Genomic DNA, 20,131 nt, shown 5'->3' with positions numbered 1-20,131 from the left:
CTGGCAATGCTCAGAGTGCCTTCACCTCGAAGATTTCCACTTCGAAGGTCAACGTCTTGCCGGAGAGCGGATGGTTGAAGTCGACGGTGACCTGATCATCGTCCACCGCTTTCACCACGCCCGGCAGCTCAGTGTTCGCCGCATCGTTGAAGATCACCAGCAGCCCTTCTGACAGCTCCATGTTCTGGAACTGCGAACGCGGCATGACCTGCACATTCTGCGGATTCGGCTGACCGAAAGCGTTTTCCGGCGGTACCTGAAGGGTGCGCTTGTCTCCGGCTTTGAAGCCGAAGATCAGCGCTTCAAAGCCCGGCAGCAGGCTGCCATCGCCGACCTTGAAGGTCGCCGGGGCCTTGTCGAACGTGCTGTCGACGGTGTCACCATTTTCCAGGTGCAGCGCGAAATGCAGGGTGACTTCCGTGTTCTGACCGATGCGTGTTTCCTGAGTAGCCTGTTCGGTCATCAACTGATCAGTCATTGACGGTTTCTCCGGTTTTCTTGCTCTTGAACATGTCCAGAGCCAGCATGATCGCGCCAACGGTAATGGCGCTGTCCGCGACATTGAAGGCCGGGAAGCCGTGTTCTTTCCAATGCACGAATATGAAGTCTATGACATGACCGATGAAGATTCGGTCATACAGATTGCCCAGCGCCCCGCCCAGGATCAGGGCAAGGGCAACCGCCAGCCAGGTTTCGTCTCGCCCGAGCCGCTTGAGCCAGACCACCAGCACCGCACTCACCACGACCGCAATCAGCGCAAACAACCAGCGCTGCCAGCCGGAGCTGTCGGCCAGGAAGCTGAACGCAGCCCCGGTGTTGTAGGCCAGCATCCAGCTGAAGTAGTCAGGAAGGATGACGATCTGCTCGTACAACTCCAGGCGGTTTTCGAAGTAGAACTTGCTGGCCTGGTCAATGACCACCACCAGCACGCTCAGCCACAACCAACCCAGTCGGCCCATACGGCCAGCCGATGCATTAGGCATAGTGACGAACCTCGCCTGCGCCGCTGATGTTGTCGACGCAACGACCGCAGATCTCTGGATGCTCAGGATTGACCCCGACGTCCTCGCGGTGATGCCAGCAGCGCGCGCACTTGGCGTGGCCGGATTTGACGACTTTGAGCTTCAGGCCGGCCACTTCGGTGACCACGGCATCGGCAGGCGCGCTGACGAAAGGCGCGACGCTGGCCGTTGAGGTGATCAGCACGAAACGCAGCTCGTTGCTCAGCTTGGACAGATCCGCCACCAGCGCGTCTTCGGCGTACAGCGTGACTTCGGCCTGCAAGTTGCCGCCGATAGCCTTGGCCGCGCGCAGGTTCTCCATTTCCTTGTTGACCGCCACCTTCACCGCCATGATCCGCTCCCAGTAGGCGCGGTCCAGCTCGAAGCCTTCCGGCAGCTCGGTCAGGTCCTGGTACCAGGTGTTGAGCATGACCGACTCGTTGCGCTCGCCCGGCAGGTACTGCCACAGCTCATCGGCGGTAAACGCCAGGATCGGTGCGATCCAGCGAACCAGCGCTTCGGAGATGTGGAACAGCGCGGTCTGGCAAGAACGACGCGCCTTGCTGTTGGCGCCGGTGGTGTACTGGCGATCCTTGATGATGTCGAGGTAGAAACCGCCCAACTCCTGCACACAGAAGTTGTGCACCTTCGAGTAGACGTTCCAGAACCGATACTCGCCGTAGTGCTCTTCCAGCTCACGTTGCAGCAGCAGCGCGCGATCCACGGCCCAGCGATCCAGCGCCAGCATGTCTTCGGCTGGCAGCAAGTCGGTGGCCGGGTTGAAGCCGGTCAGGTTCGAGAGCAGGAAGCGCGCGGTGTTGCGAATGCGTCGATACGCATCGGCGCTGCGCTGCAGGATGGTGTTGGAGACGGCCATCTCGCCGGAGTAGTCAGTCGCCGAAACCCACAGACGCATGATGTCGGCGCCCAGCGTGTCGTTGACGGTCTGCGGGGCAATGACGTTGCCCAGCGACTTGGACATCTTGCGGCCGTTTTCGTCCACGGTGAAACCATGGGTGAGCAACTCACGGTACGGCGCGTGATTGTCGATGGCGCAACCGGTCAGCAGCGACGAGTGGAACCAGCCGCGGTGCTGGTCGGAACCTTCCAGGTACAGGTCGGCGCGAGGACCGCTTTCGTGGCCCATCGGGTGCGAGCCGCGCAGGACGTGCCAGTGAGTGGTGCCGGAGTCGAACCAGACGTCCAGGGTGTCGGAAATCTTGTCGTAGTGCGGCGCTTCGTCACCCAGCAGCTCGGCAGCGTCCATCTTGAACCAGGCTTCGATGCCTTCCTGCTCGACCCGCTGAGCGACTTCTTCCATCAGCTCGACAGTGCGCGGGTGCAGCTCGCCGCTTTCCTTGTTCAGGAAAAACGGGATCGGCACGCCCCAGTTGCGCTGCCGGGAGATGCACCAGTCAGGGCGGTTGGCGATCATCGAGTGCAGGCGCGCCTGCCCCCATGCCGGGACGAACTTGGTTTCTTCGATGGCCTTCACGGCGCGGTTGCGCAGGGTGTCACCCGACGTCGGCTGCTTGTCCATGCCGACGAACCACTGCGCGGTGGCGCGGTAGATCAGCGGCGTCTTGTGGCGCCAGCAGTGCATGTAGCTGTGGGTGATGGTTTCGGTGTGCAGCAACGCGCCGACTTCGGTCAGCTTGTCGATGATGGGCTGGTTGGCCTTGAAGATGAACTGGCCACCGAAGAACTCCAGCGACGGGCTGTACACGCCGTTGCTTTGCACCGGGCTGATGATGTCGTCGTTGGTCAGGCCGTAGGCCTTGCAGATCACGAAGTCGTCGACGCCATAGGCGGGCGAGCAGTGAACGACGCCGGTACCCGCGCCCAGCTCGACGTAGTCCGCCAGATAGATGGGCGAAAGACGATCGTAGAACGGATGACGGAAGTTGATCAGCTCAAGCGCTGAACCCTCGGCAGTCGCCAGCACCGAACCTTCGAGGTTCCAGCGCTTGAGGCAGGACTCAACTAGCTCTTCAGCCAGCACCAGCAGACGCTCGCCGGTGTCGACCAGCGCGTAGGTGAATTCCGGATGAACGTTGAGCGCCTGGTTTGCCGGGATGGTCCACGGGGTGGTGGTCCAGATCACGATGGCAGCAGGTTTGCCCAGGCTTGGCAGACCGAAGGCGGCAGCCAGCTTGTCGCCATCGGCCGCCGGAAAGGCGACGTCGATGGTGGACGATTTCTTGTCCTGGTATTCGACTTCCGCTTCAGCCAGTGCCGAGCCGCAATCGAAACACCAGTTGACCGGCTTCAGGCCCTTGAAGACGAAGCCGTTCTTGACCATTTCAGCCAGCGCACGGATTTCCCCGGCCTCGTTGGCGAAGTCCATGGTGCGGTACGGGTTGGCCCAGTCGCCCAGTACGCCCAGACGAATGAACTCGGCTTTCTGCCCCTCGATCTGCTCGGCCGCGTAGGCACGGCACAGTTCGCGGGTCTTGTCCGCAGGCAGGTTTTTGCCATGTGTGACTTCGACTTTGTGCTCGATCGGCAGACCGTGGCAATCCCAGCCCGGAACGTAAGGCGCGTCGAAGCCCGACAGGGTCTTCGAGCGAACGATCATGTCCTTGAGAATCTTGTTGACCGCATGACCGATGTGGATATTGCCGTTGGCGTACGGAGGCCCGTCGTGCAGCACGAACTTGGGCCGATCCTTGCCAATTTCGCGCAGCTTCTGGTACAGGCCAATGCTGTCCCAGCGCTGCAGAGTTTGCGGCTCGCGCTGGGGCAGGCCGGCCTTCATAGGGAAGGCGGTGTCCGGAAGATTAAGCGTGGCTTTGTAGTCGGTCATTTCAGGCTCTAAAGTTTAGCGGTTGGTCGTGCCAGTGGGCACGAGCGGCAGCGACATCCGCATCGATCGCCGTCTTGAGCGCCTCAAGGGAGGCAAAGCGCTGCTCATCACGCAGCTTCTGGTGGAATACCACCGTCAAACGCCGGCCATAAATATCGCCGGTAAAATCCAGAAGGTGAATCTCCAGGTGGGGACGTCCATCGCCCGCCACGCTGGGACGCACGCCAATGTTGGCGACGCCCGGCCATACCTTGCCGTCAATCTGTGCGCTGACCAGATAGACACCGGTCAATGGCACGCGACGACGTTTGAGTTGCACGTTGGCCGTGGGCGTACCCAACTGACGCGCCAGCTTCTGACCATGCAGTACCCGGCCAGAGATTTCGAACGGGCGGCCCAGCAAATGCTCGGCCAGGGTGAAGTCTGCGGCGGCCAGCGCCGTGCGCACCTTGGTGCTGCTGACGCGCACGCCATCGATCTCGACGGTCTGCGCCGCTTCGACGGTGAAGCCCTGTTCGGCGCCGACTTTTTGCAGGAAATCGAAATCGCCCACTCGGTCACAACCAAAGCGGAAGTCGTCGCCGACTTCCAGATGCTTCACGCCCAGGCCATCGATCAGCACGGTGTCGACGAACTCCGATGCACTGAGCTTGCTGAAGCGCTGGTTGAATGCCAGACACAGCACCAGATCAACACCCTCGCCAGCCAGCAGATCGAGCTTGTCGCGCAGTCGGGCCAGACGGGCCGGGGCCGTCTCGGGAGCGAAGAACTCGCGCGGTTGCGGTTCGAAGATCACCACACAACTGGGCAAGCCCAGCTCGACGGCGCGTTCACGCAGTCTCGCCAGGATAGCCTGATGACCCCGGTGTACACCGTCGAAATTGCCGATGGTGGCGACGCAGCCCCGGTGCTGCGGGCGCAGATTGTGAAGGCCTCGAACCAGCTGCATAACGCGCTTCTTGCTCATAAAGTGGCCGATTATAACCACACACCGCCGTCTACGACAGGCGACACATCCGGGCAAACCACAACAATCGACGTTAACCGGCAGAAAACGACGACTGATCCTACAGGATCGCCTTGCGAGCGAAATGCCTGACCCGGAAACCCAACACCAGCAAGGTGCCGAAATACGCCACGACACCCGCCAGCACCAGCACGCCCAGGCGCAGGAATCGCTGCAGCATCTCACCGTCCGACCAGGCGGGCATCACATGCATCAGGCCCAGCAGGACGGCGGACATGACCGCCACGGCGACAATCAGCTTGCCTAGAAACACCGGCCACCCCGGCTGCGGCTGAAACAGATCCTGTTTGCGAAGCTGCCAGAACAACAGCAAAGCGTTCAGGCACGCTCCGACACTGATGGCCAGCGCCAGACCGGCATGTGCAAGGTGGATGACGTAGACGAAAAGCAGGTTGAACAGTTGAGTCACTATGAGGGTGAAGATCGCGATTTTCACCGGCGTGCGGATATTTTGTTGAGCATAGAAACCCGGGGCGAGCACCTTGATCACGATAATGCCCAGCAGCCCGACCGAATACGCGACCAGCGCACGCTGGGTCATCGCAGCATCCACGGCGTCGAACTTGCCGTACTGAAACAGCGAAACGGTGAGCGGCTCGGCGAGCAGCCCTAGCGCCAGGGTGCACGGCAGCACCAGCAGGAAACATAAGCGCAGGCCCCAATCGAGGATACGCGAGTATTCCTGACGATCCCGGCTGGCGTAGGTTTTCGAGAGAATCGGCAGCAGAATCGTCCCCAACGCCACGCCCAGCACACCGGAAGGCAGCTCCATCAGACGGTCGGCGTAGTACATCCAGGACACCGATCCGGCCACAAGGAACGAGGCGAATACGGTGTTGATGATCAGCGAAATCTGACTGACGGAAACGCCGAGCATGGCCGGCAGCATTTGCTTCATCACCCTCCAGACACCGGTGTCGCGCAGGTTCAGGCGCGGCAGCACCAGCATGCCGATCTTTTTCAGGTGCGGCAGTTGATAAAGAAGCTGCAGCAGCCCGCCCGCCAGCACCGCCCAGCCCAGCGCCATCACCGGCGGGTGGAAATACGGCGTGAGGAACAGCGCGAAGAAGATCATCGCCAGATTGAGCAGCGTCGGCACGAACGCCGGAACGGAGAAGCGATTCCACGTGTTGAGGATCGCGCCGGCCAGCGACGACAGCGAGATGAGCAATATATAAGGAAAGGTGACCCGCAGCAGATCCGAGGTGAGCTGGAATTTTTCCGGCGTATCGGCAAAGCCCGGCGCGGTGGCCCAGATGACCCATGGGGCGAACACGACGCCCAGCACGGTGACGATCGCCAGGGCGAGGGTTAGCAGGCCGGTGACATACGCGACAAATGTGCGGGTCGCCTCTTCGCCCTGCTGGCTTTTGTATTCCGCGAGGATGGGCACGAATGCCTGAGAGAAGGCGCCCTCGGCAAAAATCCGGCGCAGCAGATTGGGCAGCTTGAAAGCGATAAAGAAGGCGTCAGTGGCCATGCCGGCGCCAAATGCACGCGCGATGATGGTATCGCGGACAAAGCCCAGCACCCGCGAAAGCATCGTAATAGAGCTAACGGCGGCAAGCGATTTGAGTAGATTCATCGAAAGGTTGTACGCCTGACTAAAGGAAGCGCCAAAGCGCGTTCCATATATGCGATACTCCGCGCCGCAAAACAGCTCAGAGCCAAAGCCCGCGAGTTTACAGGTCGCACGCCGGAAAGAAATCACCTCGGCACCACACGGCGACCACTCAGCGGAACGCATCAACTGCCCTTGACAAGTGTCAAACTCATCGGCATGATTCGCGGCCTATTTTGTTAGCTATTTCCCAAGTCTTTCGAGGAGCTCGACGGTGGCCAACACACCTTCCGCCAAAAAACGTGCAAAACAGGCTGAGAAGCGTCGCAGCCACAACGCCAGCATGCGTTCCATGGTTCGTACCTACATCAAGAATGTAGTTAAAGCCATCGACGCTAAAGACGCTGAAAAAGCGCAAGCTGCTTATGTTCTGGCTGTGCCAGTTATCGACCGTATGGCCGATAAAGGCATCATCCACAAGAACAAAGCTGCTCGCCATAAAGGTCGCTTGAATGGCCACATCAAGGCTCTGAACCTTGCTGCTGCAGCCTAAGCGATTCGCTTGTTAAAAAACCGACCCCAGGGTCGGTTTTTTATTGCCTTCGATTTGCCTCTCTTCGATTCGCCTCTACAGCTTCAAGGCGCCGGCGCAGGCGTCCATGGCAGAATCGGAATCGCAGTCACGGCGTTCTGCGGGCTGCCCTCGATCACCTTGTCGCTATAGACGAGGTACACCAGCGTGTTGCGCTTCTTGTCGAGGAATCGCACGACCTGCATGGTCTTGAACACCAGCGAAGTCCGCTCCTTGAACACTTCGTCGCCATCCTTCAACTGCTCCTTGAAGTGAATGGGCCCGACCTGCCTGCAAGCGATGGACGCTTCGGCACGATCTTCAGCCAGGCCCAGCCCACCCTTCACCCCGCCGGTTTTCGCGCGAGACAGATAGCACGTCACACCGTCGACCTTGGGGTCGTCAAATGCTTCGACCACGATCCGATCGTTCGGACCCACCATCTTGAACACAGTCGATACCTGGCCGATCTCTTCAGCCGATGCCAGCAACGGCAACATCAGCAACGCGCCTACCAGCCCTTTCATGACTCGCATGTATGCTTCCTTCTTTTTGATGATGCACTTCAGACCAGAATCAGGTTGTCACGGTGCACGAGCTCAGGCTCGGCCATGTAACCCAGCTCCTTGACGATGGCGTCAGAGGGCAGGCCTATGATCTTCTGCGCTTCGAGCGCACTGTAATTACTCAGACCCCGAGCGATCTCGCGACCGTCAGCCGCCACGCACACCACCATCTCGCCACGACGAAAGCTGCCCTGCACCAGCTTGACGCCGACCGGCAACAGACTCTTGTGGCTTTGAGTCAGCGCTTTTACCGCACCCTCGTCCAGCACCAGCGTGCCACGGGTTTGCAGGTGCCCGGCCAGCCATTGCTTGCGAGCCGCGAGCATTTCGCGCTCAGGAGACAGCAACGTGCCCAAGCGCTCACCGGCTTTCAGGCGCGCGAGGACGCGCTCGATGCGGCCACCCACAATGACGGTGTGTGCACCGGAACGGGCGGCGAGTCGTGCAGCACGCAACTTGGTCTGCATGCCACCACGACCCAGCGCACCGCCGGTGCCGCCAGCCACTGCATCAAGGGCGGGGTCATCGGCGCGCGCTTCATAAATGAGCTGCGCCTCGGGATTATTGCGAGGATCGGCGTCGAACATGCCGTCACGGTCAGTCAGAATGACCAACAAATCAGCTTCAACCAGGTTGGCCACCAACGCCGCCAGCGTGTCGTTGTCGCCGAAACGGATCTCGTCGGTGACGACGGTGTCGTTTTCGTTGATGACAGGGATGACTCCCAGCTCAACCAAAGTACGCAACGTGCTGCGGGCGTTAAGGTAGCGCTTGCGGTCGGACAGATCGTCGTGGGTGAGAAGAATCTGCGCGGTGTGCCGCTGATGCTCGGCGAAACTGGACTCCCACGCCTGCACCAGACCCATCTGACCGATTGCCGCAGCGGCCTGAAGCTCATGCATGGCACTCGGTCGCGCAGTCCAGCCCAGACGGCTCATGCCGGCCGCTACCGCGCCGGACGACACCAGGACCAGTTCGACACCCGCCTCATGCAGGGCCACCATCTGCTCGACCCAAACACCCATCGCGTTGCGATCCAGACCCTTGCCGTCCGCTGTCAGCAGCGCACTTCCGATCTTCACAACCCAACGCTGGGCACCTGTCACCTTGCTCCGCATGATCTTTCAACCTTAAGCCAGAGAGTCCGAATTCTAGATACCAAAACGCCGCTTCAAGAGCGGCGTCGTAGTTTACTTCAGTCGATCAGTCGCGGACGTAAATGATTTCCGGACCATCTTCGTCATCCACGTCCTCCTCATCCCAATCGTCATCGCCGATGTCATGCACGCTCTTCACGCCGCTACGGCGCAGGGCACGCTGATCATCCAGCGCCTGCAACTGAGCGCGAGCTTCGTCTTCGATGCGTTGATCCAGCTCAGCCAGCTCAGCGGCGTACGCCGGGTCATTGGCCAGACGATCAGCGCGATCTTCGAGATAGCGCATGATGTCGTGAGTCAGGCGATCGGTGCCTTCTTTGGCGATGGCCGAAATCACGTAGACAGGGCCGGTCCACTCCAGGCGATCAATGATCTCCTGCTTGCGGGCCTCATGCTCTTCTTCGAGGATCTGGTCGCACTTGTTCAGCACCAGCCAGCGATCACGGTCAGCCAGGGCAGGGCTGAACTTGAACAGCTCGGTGACGATGACCTCAGCGGCATCCGGCGCACTGCTTTCATCCAGCGGCGCCATGTCGACGAGGTGCAGCAACAGACGCGTACGCGCCAGGTGCTTGAGGAAACGAATCCCCAGGCCCGCACCGTGGGAAGCGCCTTCGATCAGGCCGGGAATATCGGCGACGACGAAGCTTTTCCAGCGATCGACGCTGACGACACCCAGGTTCGGCACGAGCGTGGTGAACGGGTAATCAGCAACCTTTGGCTTGGCAGCGGACACCGAACGAATGAACGTGCTCTTGCCAGCATTCGGCAACCCGAGCAGACCGACGTCAGCCAGCACTTTCAGCTCAAGCTTGAGGTCACGCTGCTCACCCGGCTTGCCCGGCGTGGTCTGACGCGGTGCCCGGTTGGTACTGGACTTGAAACGCGTGTTACCCAGACCGTGCCAGCCGCCATGGGCCACCAGCAGACGCTGACCGGCTTTGGTCAGGTCACCGATGACTTCCTGGGTACCGGCGTCGATCACGGTGGTGCCGACCGGCACACGCAGTACCAGCTCTTCACCCTTGCGACCGGTGCAGTCGGTGCTGCCGCCGTTCGAACCGCGCTCGGCGTCGAAATGGCGGGTGTAGCGATAGTCGACCAGAGTGTTGAGGTTTTCGTCGGCGATCATGTAGATCGAGCCGCCGTCACCGCCATCACCACCGTTTGGACCACCGTTCTCGATGAATTTTTCGCGACGGAAGCTCATGCAACCGTTACCGCCATCACCGGCCTTTACTCGAATGGATACTTCATCAACAAATTTCATAGCGCACGCCTCCCGTCAAAAAGACGAGCAAACAACATAGATTCATAAGGCTCTTGCAAAGATGAGCGTTGCGATACCGATCAAAAACCAGCGACTTCACACCACAACGGCCCACACAAACAGCTTTGCAAGAGACTCACCAGAAACAGGACCTTCTACAAACGAAAAAGCCCTGTCATCGACAGGGCTTTTCAGCTCAGGAGGCGTGAAGGTCAGGCCCTCAAACCCCCTGAACGCAAGATTATGCCGCGACTTCAGTCTTTGGCACGATGCTTACATAGCGACGACCGAAGGCGCCTTTAACCTGGAACTTGATCACGCCTTCGACTTTAGCGAACAGGGTGTGATCTTTGCCCATGCCAACGCCGTAACCAGCGTGGAATTGGGTGCCGCGCTGACGCACGATGATGTTGCCCGGAACGATAACCTGGCCGCCATACATCTTCACGCCAAGGCGTTTGGCTTCTGAGTCGCGACCGTTACGGGTACTACCACCAGCTTTTTTGTGTGCCATGAGTCAATTCTCCTAGTGAGGATTAGGCTGAAATTAAGCCTGAATACCGGTGATTTTGATCTCGGTGTACCACTGGCGGTGGCCCATACGCTTCATGTGGTGCTTACGACGACGGAACTTGATGATGCGGACTTTATCGTGACGACCTTGGGAGATCACTTCAGCCACAACGGTAGCGCCTGCAACAACTGGAGCGCCGATGTTCACGTCGTCGCCATTGGCAACCAACAGAACGCGATCAAAGGTAACGGATTCGCCGGTAGCGATTTCCAGTTTCTCAATCTTCAGGTATTCACCTGGGGCGACCTTGTATTGCTTGCCGCCAGTAACGATTACTGCATAAGACATGGTGTATCTCCGATAATCCTGCTCACCCAGCTCTTTATAGGAAGAGGTATTGGCTGGCATGGCTGCACAAGGCTGGAAGGCCGACATGCAATTGCGTAAGGCAGGTGCTGCCCAGGAAGTTAGGGTGCGCGATTGTACGCAAGCGATCAACGCCTTGCAAGCTGCGTTATGTCACGCCTTGACAGGGTGGGGCCTGCAACCTAGCATGCCGCGCAACCCTTCTGGAGCACGTCTCGCTGATGCAACCCCAAGCCTTCTACACCGCTGTGGCGGACGACTTTACAGCCGTCGACCACATTATCAAGAAGCAGCTGACATCGCGCGTGCCGCTGGTCTCCAAAATCGGCGACTACATCACTTCTGCCGGCGGTAAACGCCTGCGTCCGTTGCTCGTTCTGTTGTGCGGCAAAGCGCTGGGTTCTGGCGGTGATGACCTGCGCCTTTTGGCGGCGACCATCGAATTCCTGCACACCGCCACTCTGCTCCACGACGACGTGGTCGACATGTCCGGCATGCGCCGCGGCCGCTCGACCGCCAACGCGATGTGGGGCAACGCACCCAGCGTGCTGGTAGGAGATTTTCTGTATTCGCGCTCGTTCGAGATGATGGTTGAACTGGGCTCGATGCAGGTGATGCAGATCCTGTCGAAGGCCACCCGGATCATTGCGGAAGGTGAAGTCCTGCAGCTGTCCAAAGTGCGCGACGCCAGCACCTCCGAAGAAACCTATATGGAAGTCATCCGCGGCAAAACCGCGATGCTCTTCGAAGCGTCTACCCACAGCGCCGCAGCCCTGGCCAACGCTGGCCCGGAGCAAAGCGAAGCGCTGCGCACCTTCGGTGATCATCTGGGTGTCGCTTTCCAGCTGGTCGACGACTTGCTGGACTATCGGGGCGATGCGGAAACCCTTGGCAAGAACGTCGGCGACGACCTCGCTGAAGGCAAGCCTACTCTGCCACTGATCTACACCATGCGCGAAGGTACGCCTGAACAAGCCGCGCTGGTTCGTCAGGCCATTCAGAAAGGTGGCCTGGAAGATCTCGAAAGCATTCGCGATGCCGTGGAAAAATCAGGGGCCCTCGAGTACACCGCACAACTGGCGCGCGACTACATCGCTCGCGCCATTGCCTGTCTGGATGTACTGCCGCCGAGCGTCTATCGCGACGCACTGGTCGAGCTGAGCGAATTTGCGGTCGCTCGCACACACTGACCGCTGCCCTGCCCTGCCCTGCTCCGCTGAAAGCCCGTCCACATGACGGGCTTTTTGTTGCGCGCGACTCAGGGCCGCCCACTGATCTCCAAGCAGCCGATGCGAATTAATCTCAAATAGATCCTTGCTATTCCTCAGATAGGAATTATTCTCATTGAAACATTCAAGGAGAATCACATGACCTATCTGATTGATGCCTGGCTTGATCGGCCACAGCCCTACCTGCGCATCCTCGATCGCGAGACGGGGAAAGTGTGTGCGGTGCTGGAGGAAGAGGCGCTCGACGAATTGCGCGATCAGGGGGATCTGGATGTCAGCAGCCTGAGTTCCAGCGAACCCGGTGTTCAAAAGGAGATGGTGCGAAGTTTGTTTCTGTTCTGCTATGCGCGGGCGTTGCGTCCGGCCAATGAGCTGCATTGATGGGAACAGCAAAAACGACAATGCCGAGCCAGCGCGGGGCTGACTCGGCATCTGTCGAGCGTGAAGCGGTCGCTACAGAATCTTACAGAACGTCCAGCAGCTCGACGTCGAAGACCAGAACGCTGTGCGGCGGAATGCTGCCAACGCCCTGAGCGCCGTACGCCAGTTCGCTAGGAACATACAGACGCCATTTGCTGCCGGCCTTCATCAGTTGAAGGGCTTCGGTCCAGCCTGGAATCACGCCGCCAACCGGAAATTCAGCTGGCTCGCCACGATCGTAGGAGCTGTCAAACACAGTGCCGTCGATCAGCATGCCGTGGTAATGCGTGCGCACGTTGCTTTCGCGGGTCGGCTGAGCGCCTTCGCCCGCAGTGACCACTTCATATTGCAGACCGGAGGCCAGAGTGGTCACGCCATCACGCTTGGCGTTCTCGGTCAGGTATTCCTTCCCGGCGCCGGCCGCTGCTTCAGCCTTCGCGGCTGCTTCGGCTTGCATGATTTCGCGAATGACTTTGAAGCTCGCGCCCATTTCTTCCTGGCCAACACGGCTCGGTTTGCCGGCAAAAGCGTCGGTCAGGCCGGCCAGAATGGCGTCGAGGTCGACACCCGGTGGCGGGTTGTCACGCAGTTGGTCGCCCAACTGACGACCAATACCGTAGCTGACGCGGGTTTCGTCGGTGGACAGATTGACTTCGGACATGACACTGCTCCGCTGAAGAGCGCCCTCGGGCGCCCGTATTTAAAGGCCGGGCAGCCTAGCACAAAGCGTAATACCCGTAACCTCTACCAGGCCGAGCGAATGGACAGGGGAATCTTGACGTTCTGATCCAGGTCATCGTGTACGCCGCACATCTCATCGTGAACCACGGCGTGAACCAGACTGAACGGCAAAGGCGGCACCGACTGCAAGAGCTCGCGCGCGTGCTCGACGGAACGCAGGTGCAACGCCTTGTTATGGGTGTCGACGAGACGGTGTGCGACGCCCTGCATCCGTGCTTCCAGCAGGTAGATGCCGCCTTCGATGGAGATGAGGTTGAGTTCGTCGATGCGGCCTGCGCCGGCGTGTGAGTTGAGTTCCTGCAAGTTCATGGCTAAGCCTCGTGATCACTGGCTGAATGAGCGAACCCCAAGTCTCGCTGACCCTGGCCTGAGCGCAAGGGACCAGCAGTGCCACTGGTCATATTTGCTCAGAACGCTGCTATCGCCGCGCCGCCACAAGCGCAGGCACTCAGTGCTTGGTCAGCTTGTCCAGATAGCCCATCGCAAAGGCCGAGACCACGAAGGTCATGTGGATGATTACGTACCACATCAGGTATTGCGGCTCGATGTTCTTGGCGTCCATGAACACCCGCAACAGGTGAATGGACGAAATCGCGACGATGGACGCGGCGACTTTCATCTTCAGCGACGAAGAGTCCATCTTGCCCAGCCAGTTGAGCTTTTCCTTGCCTTCGTCGATATCCAGCTGGGACACGAAGTTCTCGTAGCCGGAGATCATCACCATCACCAGCAAACCGCCGACCAGTGCCATGTCAATCAATGACAACAGCACCAGGATCAGGTCCGACTCAGCCAGAGCGAAGACATTGGGGATGATGTGGAAGATTTCCTGGAAAAACTTCAGCGCCAGCGCCAGAAGCCCCAGAGACAAACCAAAGTAGATCGGCGCCAGCAACCAGCGCGATGCGTACATGGCATTTTCGATAAAACGTTCCATTGAAGCTCACAGATAATTTAAAAGCCCGCGAGTATAGGGGGAAGGCCGATTAGCACAACCCACCGCGAAAAGAGTTGAAACAATAACGCGAGATCAGGCTTAGGGAACGCTCGACGAATCCGCATGTGCAGACTGCAGACAACAAACGCGGGACTCGTCGAAACGCAGGGTCAGCTGGCCGGAGAAGTGCGCTGACTCTGGGCGGCGTCGCTGTTGATTCTTCGCAGCTCCCCCTGCAGGTGAAGCCCCCAGATCGGGATTTCCTCTGCCGCTTGATAGCCATGCAACACCAGGCTTTCAGCAATGGCATCAAGCACCGATTCGGCAGCAACCGGTCCATGAAAAGGCCCCTGAGCCTTCAGTGCGGAGGGCTGCTCGCCAGACATCCCGGCGGCGAACAACAAGGTCCACATTCCTTTATCGCCTGACAGCGGGCGAACGACACATTCGATTCGGGTCACCAGACCCAGGCATTGGCGAGTAAGGCAGAGGCTGCGCGGCATGGCGAGCTCCTTATTGATTGCAGTATTCATCTCCTTCGCATAACGAGGGAAACGCGTCAGTCCCTTTGACAACTGCTGCAACCCGACAATATCGAACAAATACCCCGTTGGAAAAGCGCGAAAACGAAAAGGGCGCCGAATGGTCATTTTGCCATCAAGCGCCCCGTTTCATTGACGTCAAAGGCCTAGCTTTTCAGCTCGGGCTGTAATTGTGGCGCCTCCTTTTCGAGCTCTTTGAGGTCGTCGTCGCTGAGCATTTCAGCGATGTCGCGCAGGCGGTCCACTACCCTGCCGTTGACTGAATCATCGGGGAATTGACCGTCTTCATCCGCTTCACCGACCGGCATGCCCACCAACAGGCTTAGCGCCTCGTCCACCTGACGCACGGCGTACACATGGAACTGCCCGGCGCGCACGGCTTGCAGCACGCGCTCGTCGAGCATCAGCGTGGCGACGTTGGCACGGGGAATGATCGCGCCTTGGTCACCCGTCAGACCTCGGGCTTCGCAGAGTCGGAAGAAGCCTTCGATCTTCTCGTTGACGCCGCCGACCGCCTGAACCTCGCCGAACTGGTTGATCGAACCGGTGATGGCGAAGCACTGCTTGAGCGGGGTTTTCGAGAGTGCGGAAATCAGCGTGCAGACCTCGCCGAGGGAAGCGCTGTCGCCATCGACGTAGCCGTAGGACTGTTCCAGCGCGATGCTCGCGGAAATGGCCAGCGGGAATTCCTGGGCATAACGGCTGCCCAGATAACCGGTGAGGATCATCACGCCTTTGGAGTGGATCGGCTGGCCCAGATTGACCTCACGCTCGATGTCGACAATACCGCTGCCGCCCGGGTAGACCGTCGCCGAAATGCGCGCCGGCACACCGAACGCGGAATCCCCCACTTCCAGCACTGTCAGGCCGTTGCACTTGCCGACTGCCGCCCCATGGGTGTCGATCAGGATGATGCCCGCCAGCATGTCGTCGAGAATGCGTGCGGAAACGCGACCGGTGCGGGTGGCCTTGGCTTTCAACGCGCGCTCGATGTGCCCGGCGTCGGTGCGTTCGTCCCCGGCCACGCTGCGGATGAAGTCCGCTTCGCTGACCAGTTGAAACAGATCGCCAATACGCGCCGACAAGCGCCCCTGGTGCTCGGCGAGACGCGCGCTGTACGTGGCAAGGCGCGCAACCGCATCCGCCGTCAGGGGCGCCATGCCCTCCTCCGAGGTGCGGGTTTTGAGCAACTGGGCGAATTGCTCCAGGCTCTCGTCGACCATAGGAATGTCTTCGTCGAAATCCACCAGCACCCGGAACATCTCCTGGAAGTCCGGATCGAGGTCCTGAAGCGTGTAATACAGCGACCGCGCGCCAATGATGATGACTTTGACCTGCAGCGGGATGGTCTGCGGGGTCAGGGTCACGGTGGCAAGACGGCCCAGTTCACCCAGTGGCGCTTCCATCTTCAGCTTGCGCGATTGCAGGGAGCGCTTGAGGGCGTCCCACACGAACGGCTCGCTGAGCATTTTCTCGGCTTCAAGCACCAGGAAACCGCCGTTGGCCCGGTGAAATGCCCCAGGCCGCATTTGCCGGAACGTGGTGTAAAGCGCGCCCTGATCGGTGCTGTATTCGATGCGGCCAAAGAGGTTGTCGTAGGTCGGGTGCGGCTCGAACACCACCGGCGCGCCACCGCTGACAGAGTGGCCGACCATCAGGCTTGGGCAGTATTGCTCTTCGAGCAGCTTGCGCGCCTGGGCATCGGTTTTGCTGTCGTCGACCAGTTGCTCGACCACGGTTTTGAGCAGGTTGACCTGCACCGCCTGAAAGTAGGCGCACACTGCGGCGTTTTCCGCGTACTGCTCCGACAACGGTGCCAGCAGCGGCTGAAGCGCGAGGATGATGGTCTCTTCATTGAGCTCACGCATCTGGTTGTTGGACTCGCGCTTCCACTGCGGCAGGCTGGCGAGTTCTTCATTCAACCGCTCTTCCAGCGTCGAAATATCGGTGTGAAAACGCTCGCGCTCGGCTTCCGGCAACTGCGAAAACTCGGCCTCGTCCAGTGCCTTGCCTTCGAGCATCGGGGTGAACGCGATGTTGGTGTTATCGCGGTACAGCGCGATGTCCTTTTCCAGCGCAAGACGCTCGATGACATCGAGGGCGCGGTCGTAGCGCTGATTGAAGGCGCGGTCGATCGAACTCTTCTTTTGCTGGTAGGACGGATGCTCGAACACCGCAGGAAACGTCGACAGCAGGTTGTCGATCAGTCCGTTGATGTCGGCAATGAAAGCGCTGGCGCTGCCGGGTGGCAGTTCCAGTGCGCGCGGCTCACGGGCGTCGTCGAAATTGTTGACGTAGACCCAGTCCGACGGCGTCTGCATGCGCTTGGCTTCGGCCTTGAGGTAGCGTTTGACGAAGGAAAAACGGCCGGTGCCGGGCTCGCCCATGACGAACACGTTGTAGCCGGGGCGCGGCATGGCGACGCCGAATTGCAGGGCTTCGACCGCTCGTTCCTGACCGAGCACGCCGCGAAAGGGTTCCAGATCGTTGGTTGTCGTGAAGCTGAACTGTTCAGCGGAAAAGGGACGGGTCAGCGCTTCAGGCGCAAGTCGCAAGCTGGCAGCAACAGAATCGGGCATCGGACATCCTTACATCAGGCGGGGCAGATGGGCGCATTCTGGCGCTCGCCGCACCGCACTGGCAAGGCATGAACCGCCTGATCGCTTTTCCGTATGAGGAAGCGACCTACACACCCGGCGGAAGCGGATTACACGCAACAATCTGTAATTACTGACGGAACGTTCATATCGTGCCTAAACTCCAAGTTGCGCGACCGGCAACAATTTAAATAGCCGGTTCGCCCTGGCGCACTTCCGGCCAGGAATCCGACCCTTGGTTGAAACAACAGAGACTAAAGCTATGAAACGGATTCTTCTTGGTACTCTCTTCGCCGCTGTGTCCATCAACGCCATGGCTCAAGCTCCTGGCGGTCCGGACTGCGGTTGGGGCAACATGCTGTTTGAAGGTCAACGCGGTACTCCCGCTCACTTCCTCGCTTCCACCACCAACGGTACTTCGGGTAACGCCACCTTCGGCATGACCTCGGGCACTAACGGTTGCTCCACCAACAGCGCACTGACTTATGGCGGCAAATCCTGGATTGCCATGAACGGCATGATGGACGAGCTCTCCAAAGACATGGCCATGGGCCAAGGCGAAGCACTGACCACGTACGCGGTCGTGTTGGGCGTTGCACCGGAAGACCGTGCGCATTTCGCCGCAGTCACCCACGAGCACTATCAGCAGATCTTCACCAAGGCCGACGCCACTGCTGAAGATGTTCACACCAACACCATCGACATCCTGAAGAACGATCCGACTCTGGCTAAATACGCGACCCAAGCTTAAAGTCGTGCCGCCTGCCTTCCTCCTCGGAAGGCAGGTTCTCCGCCCTGCCCACTTCTGACTAGTTGCCAATCTATGCTCAAACGCCTTGCCTGGCTGGTGCTCTGTGTCTGCGCCCCGCTGTACGCCTCGCCTCACGTCGACAATGATCGTTTGCAGCAACTGGCCAATTCCAGATTCTGGATCTCCATTGGTCACTACGAAGCCGGCAAGCTGGGTGGCTGGCGCAGCTATGTCGATGATCCGAAGTTCTTCCTCGCCCAAAACGGCGCCCATGACCCAAAAGCCGAACTGGCCGCGACCCTTGAGGCGATCTACCGTCCCGTCACCCAGGGCCAGGAAAACGCGCATCCGCAATGCGTTTATCCCTCCCGCACGCGTTTCTTGCGCGACGAATTGAAGCTGACCGATCTGCCTGCGGTCGACTGCAAAGAATTCAACAAATGGTTTTCCGATGTGGCCCCGGACAGCACGGTGCTGATTTTCCCGGCGGCGTACCTCAACAGCCCGTCTTCCATGTTCGGCCACACGCTGCTGCGCATCGATCAGGCGGACGTGCAGGCCAACAAGACTGCCTTGCTCAGCTACGCGATCAATTTCGGCGCTTACATCGAGGGTTCCGACAACAGCATTTTGTATGCGTGGAAAGGCCTGGCGGGAGGCTACCCGGGTCTGTTCGCGCTGGTGCCTTATCAGGAAAAACTCTCCGAGTACCGTAGCCTGGAGAACCGTGATCTGTGGGAATACCGCCTCAATCTGACGCCGGAAGAAACCCGGCGCATGGTCGAGCACGTATGGGAACTCAAACAGATTCGCTTCGGCTATTTCTTCTTCGACGAAAACTGCTCCTACCGTTTGCTGGAGCTGCTCCAAGTGGCTCGCCCGAGCCTGGACCTGACGCCGCAGTTTCGTCTGACGGCCATTCCCACGGACACCGTTCGTGCTGTGAAAGAAGCAGGACTTGTGGAGAAGATCGACTATCGCCCGTCCCGGGAGCGCGAGCTGCTGAGCCGCGCCGAGCCGTTGAATCACGACGAGCAGCAATGGGTGTTGAAAGTCAGTGCGGACCAGAAGCAAATGCAGAGTGCCGATTACATCGCCCTGCCTAAGGAACGTCGCGCGATGATTCAGGACGCGGCCTACAGGCTGGAGCGGTATCGCGCCAATGGCCAGGAGCGTGATCCTACAAGCGCTCAACGCAGCTATGAACTACTGCGCGCGATCAGCACCAATCCGCCACCTGCGCTGGAGATTGAGCGGCCGGGACTGCCGGAAGACGGGCATGAGTCGCGCACTTGGCAACTGGGTGCGGGGACGCGGGATGACAAGGCGTTTGCCGAATACGGCCTGCGCATGGCGTACCACGATTTGAACGACAACGCGTACGGCTTCCCGCTGGGCGCGCAGATCGAAATCCTCCAGCTCAAGCTGCGCCAATATGAAGACAATCGTTGGCAAGTGCAGCGGCTCGATCTGGCGACAATACGCTCGCTGACACCGCGCAACGAGCTGCTGCAGCCGTGGTCATGGCAAGTGGCGGGCGGCCTTGAGCGCGTACTGGGCAAGCACGGCGACGAGAACCTGGTCAGCCATGTCAACGGCGGCGCCGGCGGCACGTGGAAGCTTGGGGACGACGTGCTGGGCTTCGCCATGGGAACGGTGCGAGTCGAGCACAACAACGATTTCTCCGCGTTGATTTCCCCAGCCGCGGGGTTCAACACCGGTGTGCTGTGGCGCAATCCACTGGGTAACTTCAGCCTGGAAACCAAAGGCGATTACTTCACCAATGGCGAAGTGCGGCGCAACGTCAGCCTCAATCAGCAATGGGAACTGTCGCGCAACCTCGGGCTGCGGCTCAGTGCGCAGCGGGACTTCAGCCAGCTGACCTCACCGGTGAATGAAGTGATGCTGGAGCTGAAGTGGTATCACTATTGAGCTGTGCAGGACGGTAGGAGCGGGGGGGGGGGGGGGGGGGGGGGGGGGGGGGGGGGGGGGGGGGGGGGGGGGGGGACGGACAGGGGGCGCCCCGGGCGCACGCGCCCACCGCCGGCCCGCGAGGGGGGGGGGGGGGGGGCGGG

The 20,131-nt window shown here is 59.8% G+C and carries 20 protein-coding genes; 5 read left to right on the top strand and 15 right to left on the bottom strand.

Annotation, left to right across the window (positions count from 1 at the left end; translation table 11 throughout):
- Window positions 1-10 precede the first annotated feature (10 nt).
- From fkpB to murJ, 5 genes are all read right to left on the bottom strand, one after another.
- Window positions 11-463 carry an FKBP-type peptidyl-prolyl cis-trans isomerase gene (gene fkpB / locus ACYAR8_RS16885; protein ID WP_074890562.1) on the bottom strand — a complete coding sequence of 151 codons (453 nt, stop codon included), beginning with the start codon at window positions 461-463 and terminating at the stop codon, window positions 11-13.
- Window positions 464-470: 7 nt separating this feature from the next.
- Complete coding sequence (lspA, locus tag ACYAR8_RS16880; RefSeq protein ID WP_463580478.1) at window positions 471-983, bottom strand: signal peptidase II; 513 nt, start codon at window positions 981-983, stop codon at window positions 471-473.
- Window positions 976-3,807 (bottom strand): isoleucine--tRNA ligase, encoded by a 2,832-nt coding sequence (ileS, locus tag ACYAR8_RS16875; RefSeq protein WP_074890516.1) that lies wholly within the window; start codon window positions 3,805-3,807, stop codon window positions 976-978. Before ileS ends, lspA begins: the two co-directional genes overlap by 8 nt.
- A gap of 1 nt (window position 3,808) precedes the next feature.
- Window positions 3,809-4,756 (bottom strand): bifunctional riboflavin kinase/FAD synthetase, encoded by a 948-nt coding sequence (ribF, locus tag ACYAR8_RS16870; RefSeq protein WP_074890515.1) that lies wholly within the window; start codon window positions 4,754-4,756, stop codon window positions 3,809-3,811.
- Between the two features lie 118 nt (window positions 4,757-4,874).
- Window positions 4,875-6,419, bottom strand: a complete 1,545-nt coding sequence (gene murJ, locus ACYAR8_RS16865) for a murein biosynthesis integral membrane protein MurJ (RefSeq protein ID WP_463580477.1) — start codon at window positions 6,417-6,419, stop codon at window positions 4,875-4,877.
- A 250-nt stretch (window positions 6,420-6,669) separates the two neighbouring features.
- On the opposite strand from murJ, the gene rpsT reads away from it, so the two are divergent.
- Window positions 6,670-6,948 carry a 30S ribosomal protein S20 gene (gene rpsT / locus ACYAR8_RS16860; protein ID WP_037015424.1) on the top strand — a complete coding sequence of 93 codons (279 nt, stop codon included), beginning with the start codon at window positions 6,670-6,672 and terminating at the stop codon, window positions 6,946-6,948.
- Window positions 6,949-7,031: 83 nt separating this feature from the next.
- On the opposite strand, the gene ACYAR8_RS16855 is transcribed toward rpsT, so the two are convergent.
- The 5 genes from ACYAR8_RS16855 to rplU form a co-directional block, all read right to left on the bottom strand.
- Complete coding sequence (locus ACYAR8_RS16855) at window positions 7,032-7,502, bottom strand: CreA family protein (protein ID WP_108118986.1); 471 nt, start codon at window positions 7,500-7,502, stop codon at window positions 7,032-7,034.
- 29 nt (window positions 7,503-7,531) lie between these two features.
- Complete coding sequence (proB, locus tag ACYAR8_RS16850; protein WP_074890509.1) at window positions 7,532-8,650, bottom strand: glutamate 5-kinase; 1,119 nt, start codon at window positions 8,648-8,650, stop codon at window positions 7,532-7,534.
- Between the two features lie 85 nt (window positions 8,651-8,735).
- Window positions 8,736-9,959 (bottom strand): Obg family GTPase CgtA, encoded by a 1,224-nt coding sequence (cgtA, locus tag ACYAR8_RS16845; protein WP_463580476.1) that lies wholly within the window; start codon window positions 9,957-9,959, stop codon window positions 8,736-8,738.
- Between the two features lie 241 nt (window positions 9,960-10,200).
- The gene (gene rpmA / locus ACYAR8_RS16840; RefSeq protein WP_037015434.1) at window positions 10,201-10,473 is read right to left on the bottom strand and encodes a 50S ribosomal protein L27; all 273 of its coding nucleotides are present in this window, start codon (window positions 10,471-10,473) and stop codon (window positions 10,201-10,203) included.
- 33 nt (window positions 10,474-10,506) lie between these two features.
- The gene (gene rplU, locus ACYAR8_RS16835; protein WP_003176051.1) at window positions 10,507-10,821 is read right to left on the bottom strand and encodes a 50S ribosomal protein L21; all 315 of its coding nucleotides are present in this window, start codon (window positions 10,819-10,821) and stop codon (window positions 10,507-10,509) included.
- 239 nt (window positions 10,822-11,060) lie between these two features.
- Between rplU and ACYAR8_RS16830 the strand changes: the two genes are divergently transcribed.
- Window positions 11,061-12,029, top strand: coding sequence for a polyprenyl synthetase family protein (locus tag ACYAR8_RS16830; RefSeq protein ID WP_108118988.1), 969 nt, complete (start codon window positions 11,061-11,063; stop codon window positions 12,027-12,029).
- A 177-nt stretch (window positions 12,030-12,206) separates the two neighbouring features.
- Complete coding sequence (locus tag ACYAR8_RS16825) at window positions 12,207-12,449, top strand: PA4570 family protein (RefSeq protein WP_108118989.1); 243 nt, start codon at window positions 12,207-12,209, stop codon at window positions 12,447-12,449.
- 82 nt (window positions 12,450-12,531) lie between these two features.
- Here the strand turns inward: ACYAR8_RS16825 and ACYAR8_RS16820 are convergent, their stop codons facing one another.
- From ACYAR8_RS16820 to ACYAR8_RS16800, 5 genes are all read right to left on the bottom strand, one after another.
- Window positions 12,532-13,149 (bottom strand): FKBP-type peptidyl-prolyl cis-trans isomerase, encoded by a 618-nt coding sequence (locus ACYAR8_RS16820; protein ID WP_074890502.1) that lies wholly within the window; start codon window positions 13,147-13,149, stop codon window positions 12,532-12,534.
- Between the two features lie 83 nt (window positions 13,150-13,232).
- The gene (locus ACYAR8_RS16815) at window positions 13,233-13,538 is read right to left on the bottom strand and encodes a DUF6482 family protein (RefSeq protein ID WP_074890500.1); all 306 of its coding nucleotides are present in this window, start codon (window positions 13,536-13,538) and stop codon (window positions 13,233-13,235) included.
- A gap of 139 nt (window positions 13,539-13,677) precedes the next feature.
- The gene (locus tag ACYAR8_RS16810) at window positions 13,678-14,166 is read right to left on the bottom strand and encodes a TIGR00645 family protein (protein WP_065987683.1); all 489 of its coding nucleotides are present in this window, start codon (window positions 14,164-14,166) and stop codon (window positions 13,678-13,680) included.
- 170 nt (window positions 14,167-14,336) lie between these two features.
- A complete protein-coding gene (locus ACYAR8_RS16805; RefSeq protein ID WP_074890560.1) occupies window positions 14,337-14,669 on the bottom strand; it encodes a PA4575 family protein in 333 nt (110 codons plus the stop codon).
- A 185-nt stretch (window positions 14,670-14,854) separates the two neighbouring features.
- Complete coding sequence (locus tag ACYAR8_RS16800; RefSeq protein ID WP_463580475.1) at window positions 14,855-17,287, bottom strand: Lon protease family protein; 2,433 nt, start codon at window positions 17,285-17,287, stop codon at window positions 14,855-14,857.
- A gap of 280 nt (window positions 17,288-17,567) precedes the next feature.
- Between ACYAR8_RS16800 and ACYAR8_RS16795 the strand changes: the two genes are divergently transcribed.
- On the top strand, window positions 17,568-18,056 hold the full coding sequence (locus ACYAR8_RS16795) for a DUF3015 domain-containing protein (RefSeq protein WP_065987685.1): 489 nt from the start codon (window positions 17,568-17,570) through the stop codon (window positions 18,054-18,056).
- Window positions 18,057-18,128: 72 nt separating this feature from the next.
- The gene (locus tag ACYAR8_RS16790) at window positions 18,129-19,988 is read left to right on the top strand and encodes an Lnb N-terminal periplasmic domain-containing protein (RefSeq protein ID WP_463580474.1); all 1,860 of its coding nucleotides are present in this window, start codon (window positions 18,129-18,131) and stop codon (window positions 19,986-19,988) included.
- Window positions 19,989-20,131: the final 143 nt, after the last annotated feature.

This window comes from Pseudomonas sp. HP_01 (assembly GCF_055284355.1).
This window is presented reverse-complemented; position numbering and strand designations above follow the sequence as displayed.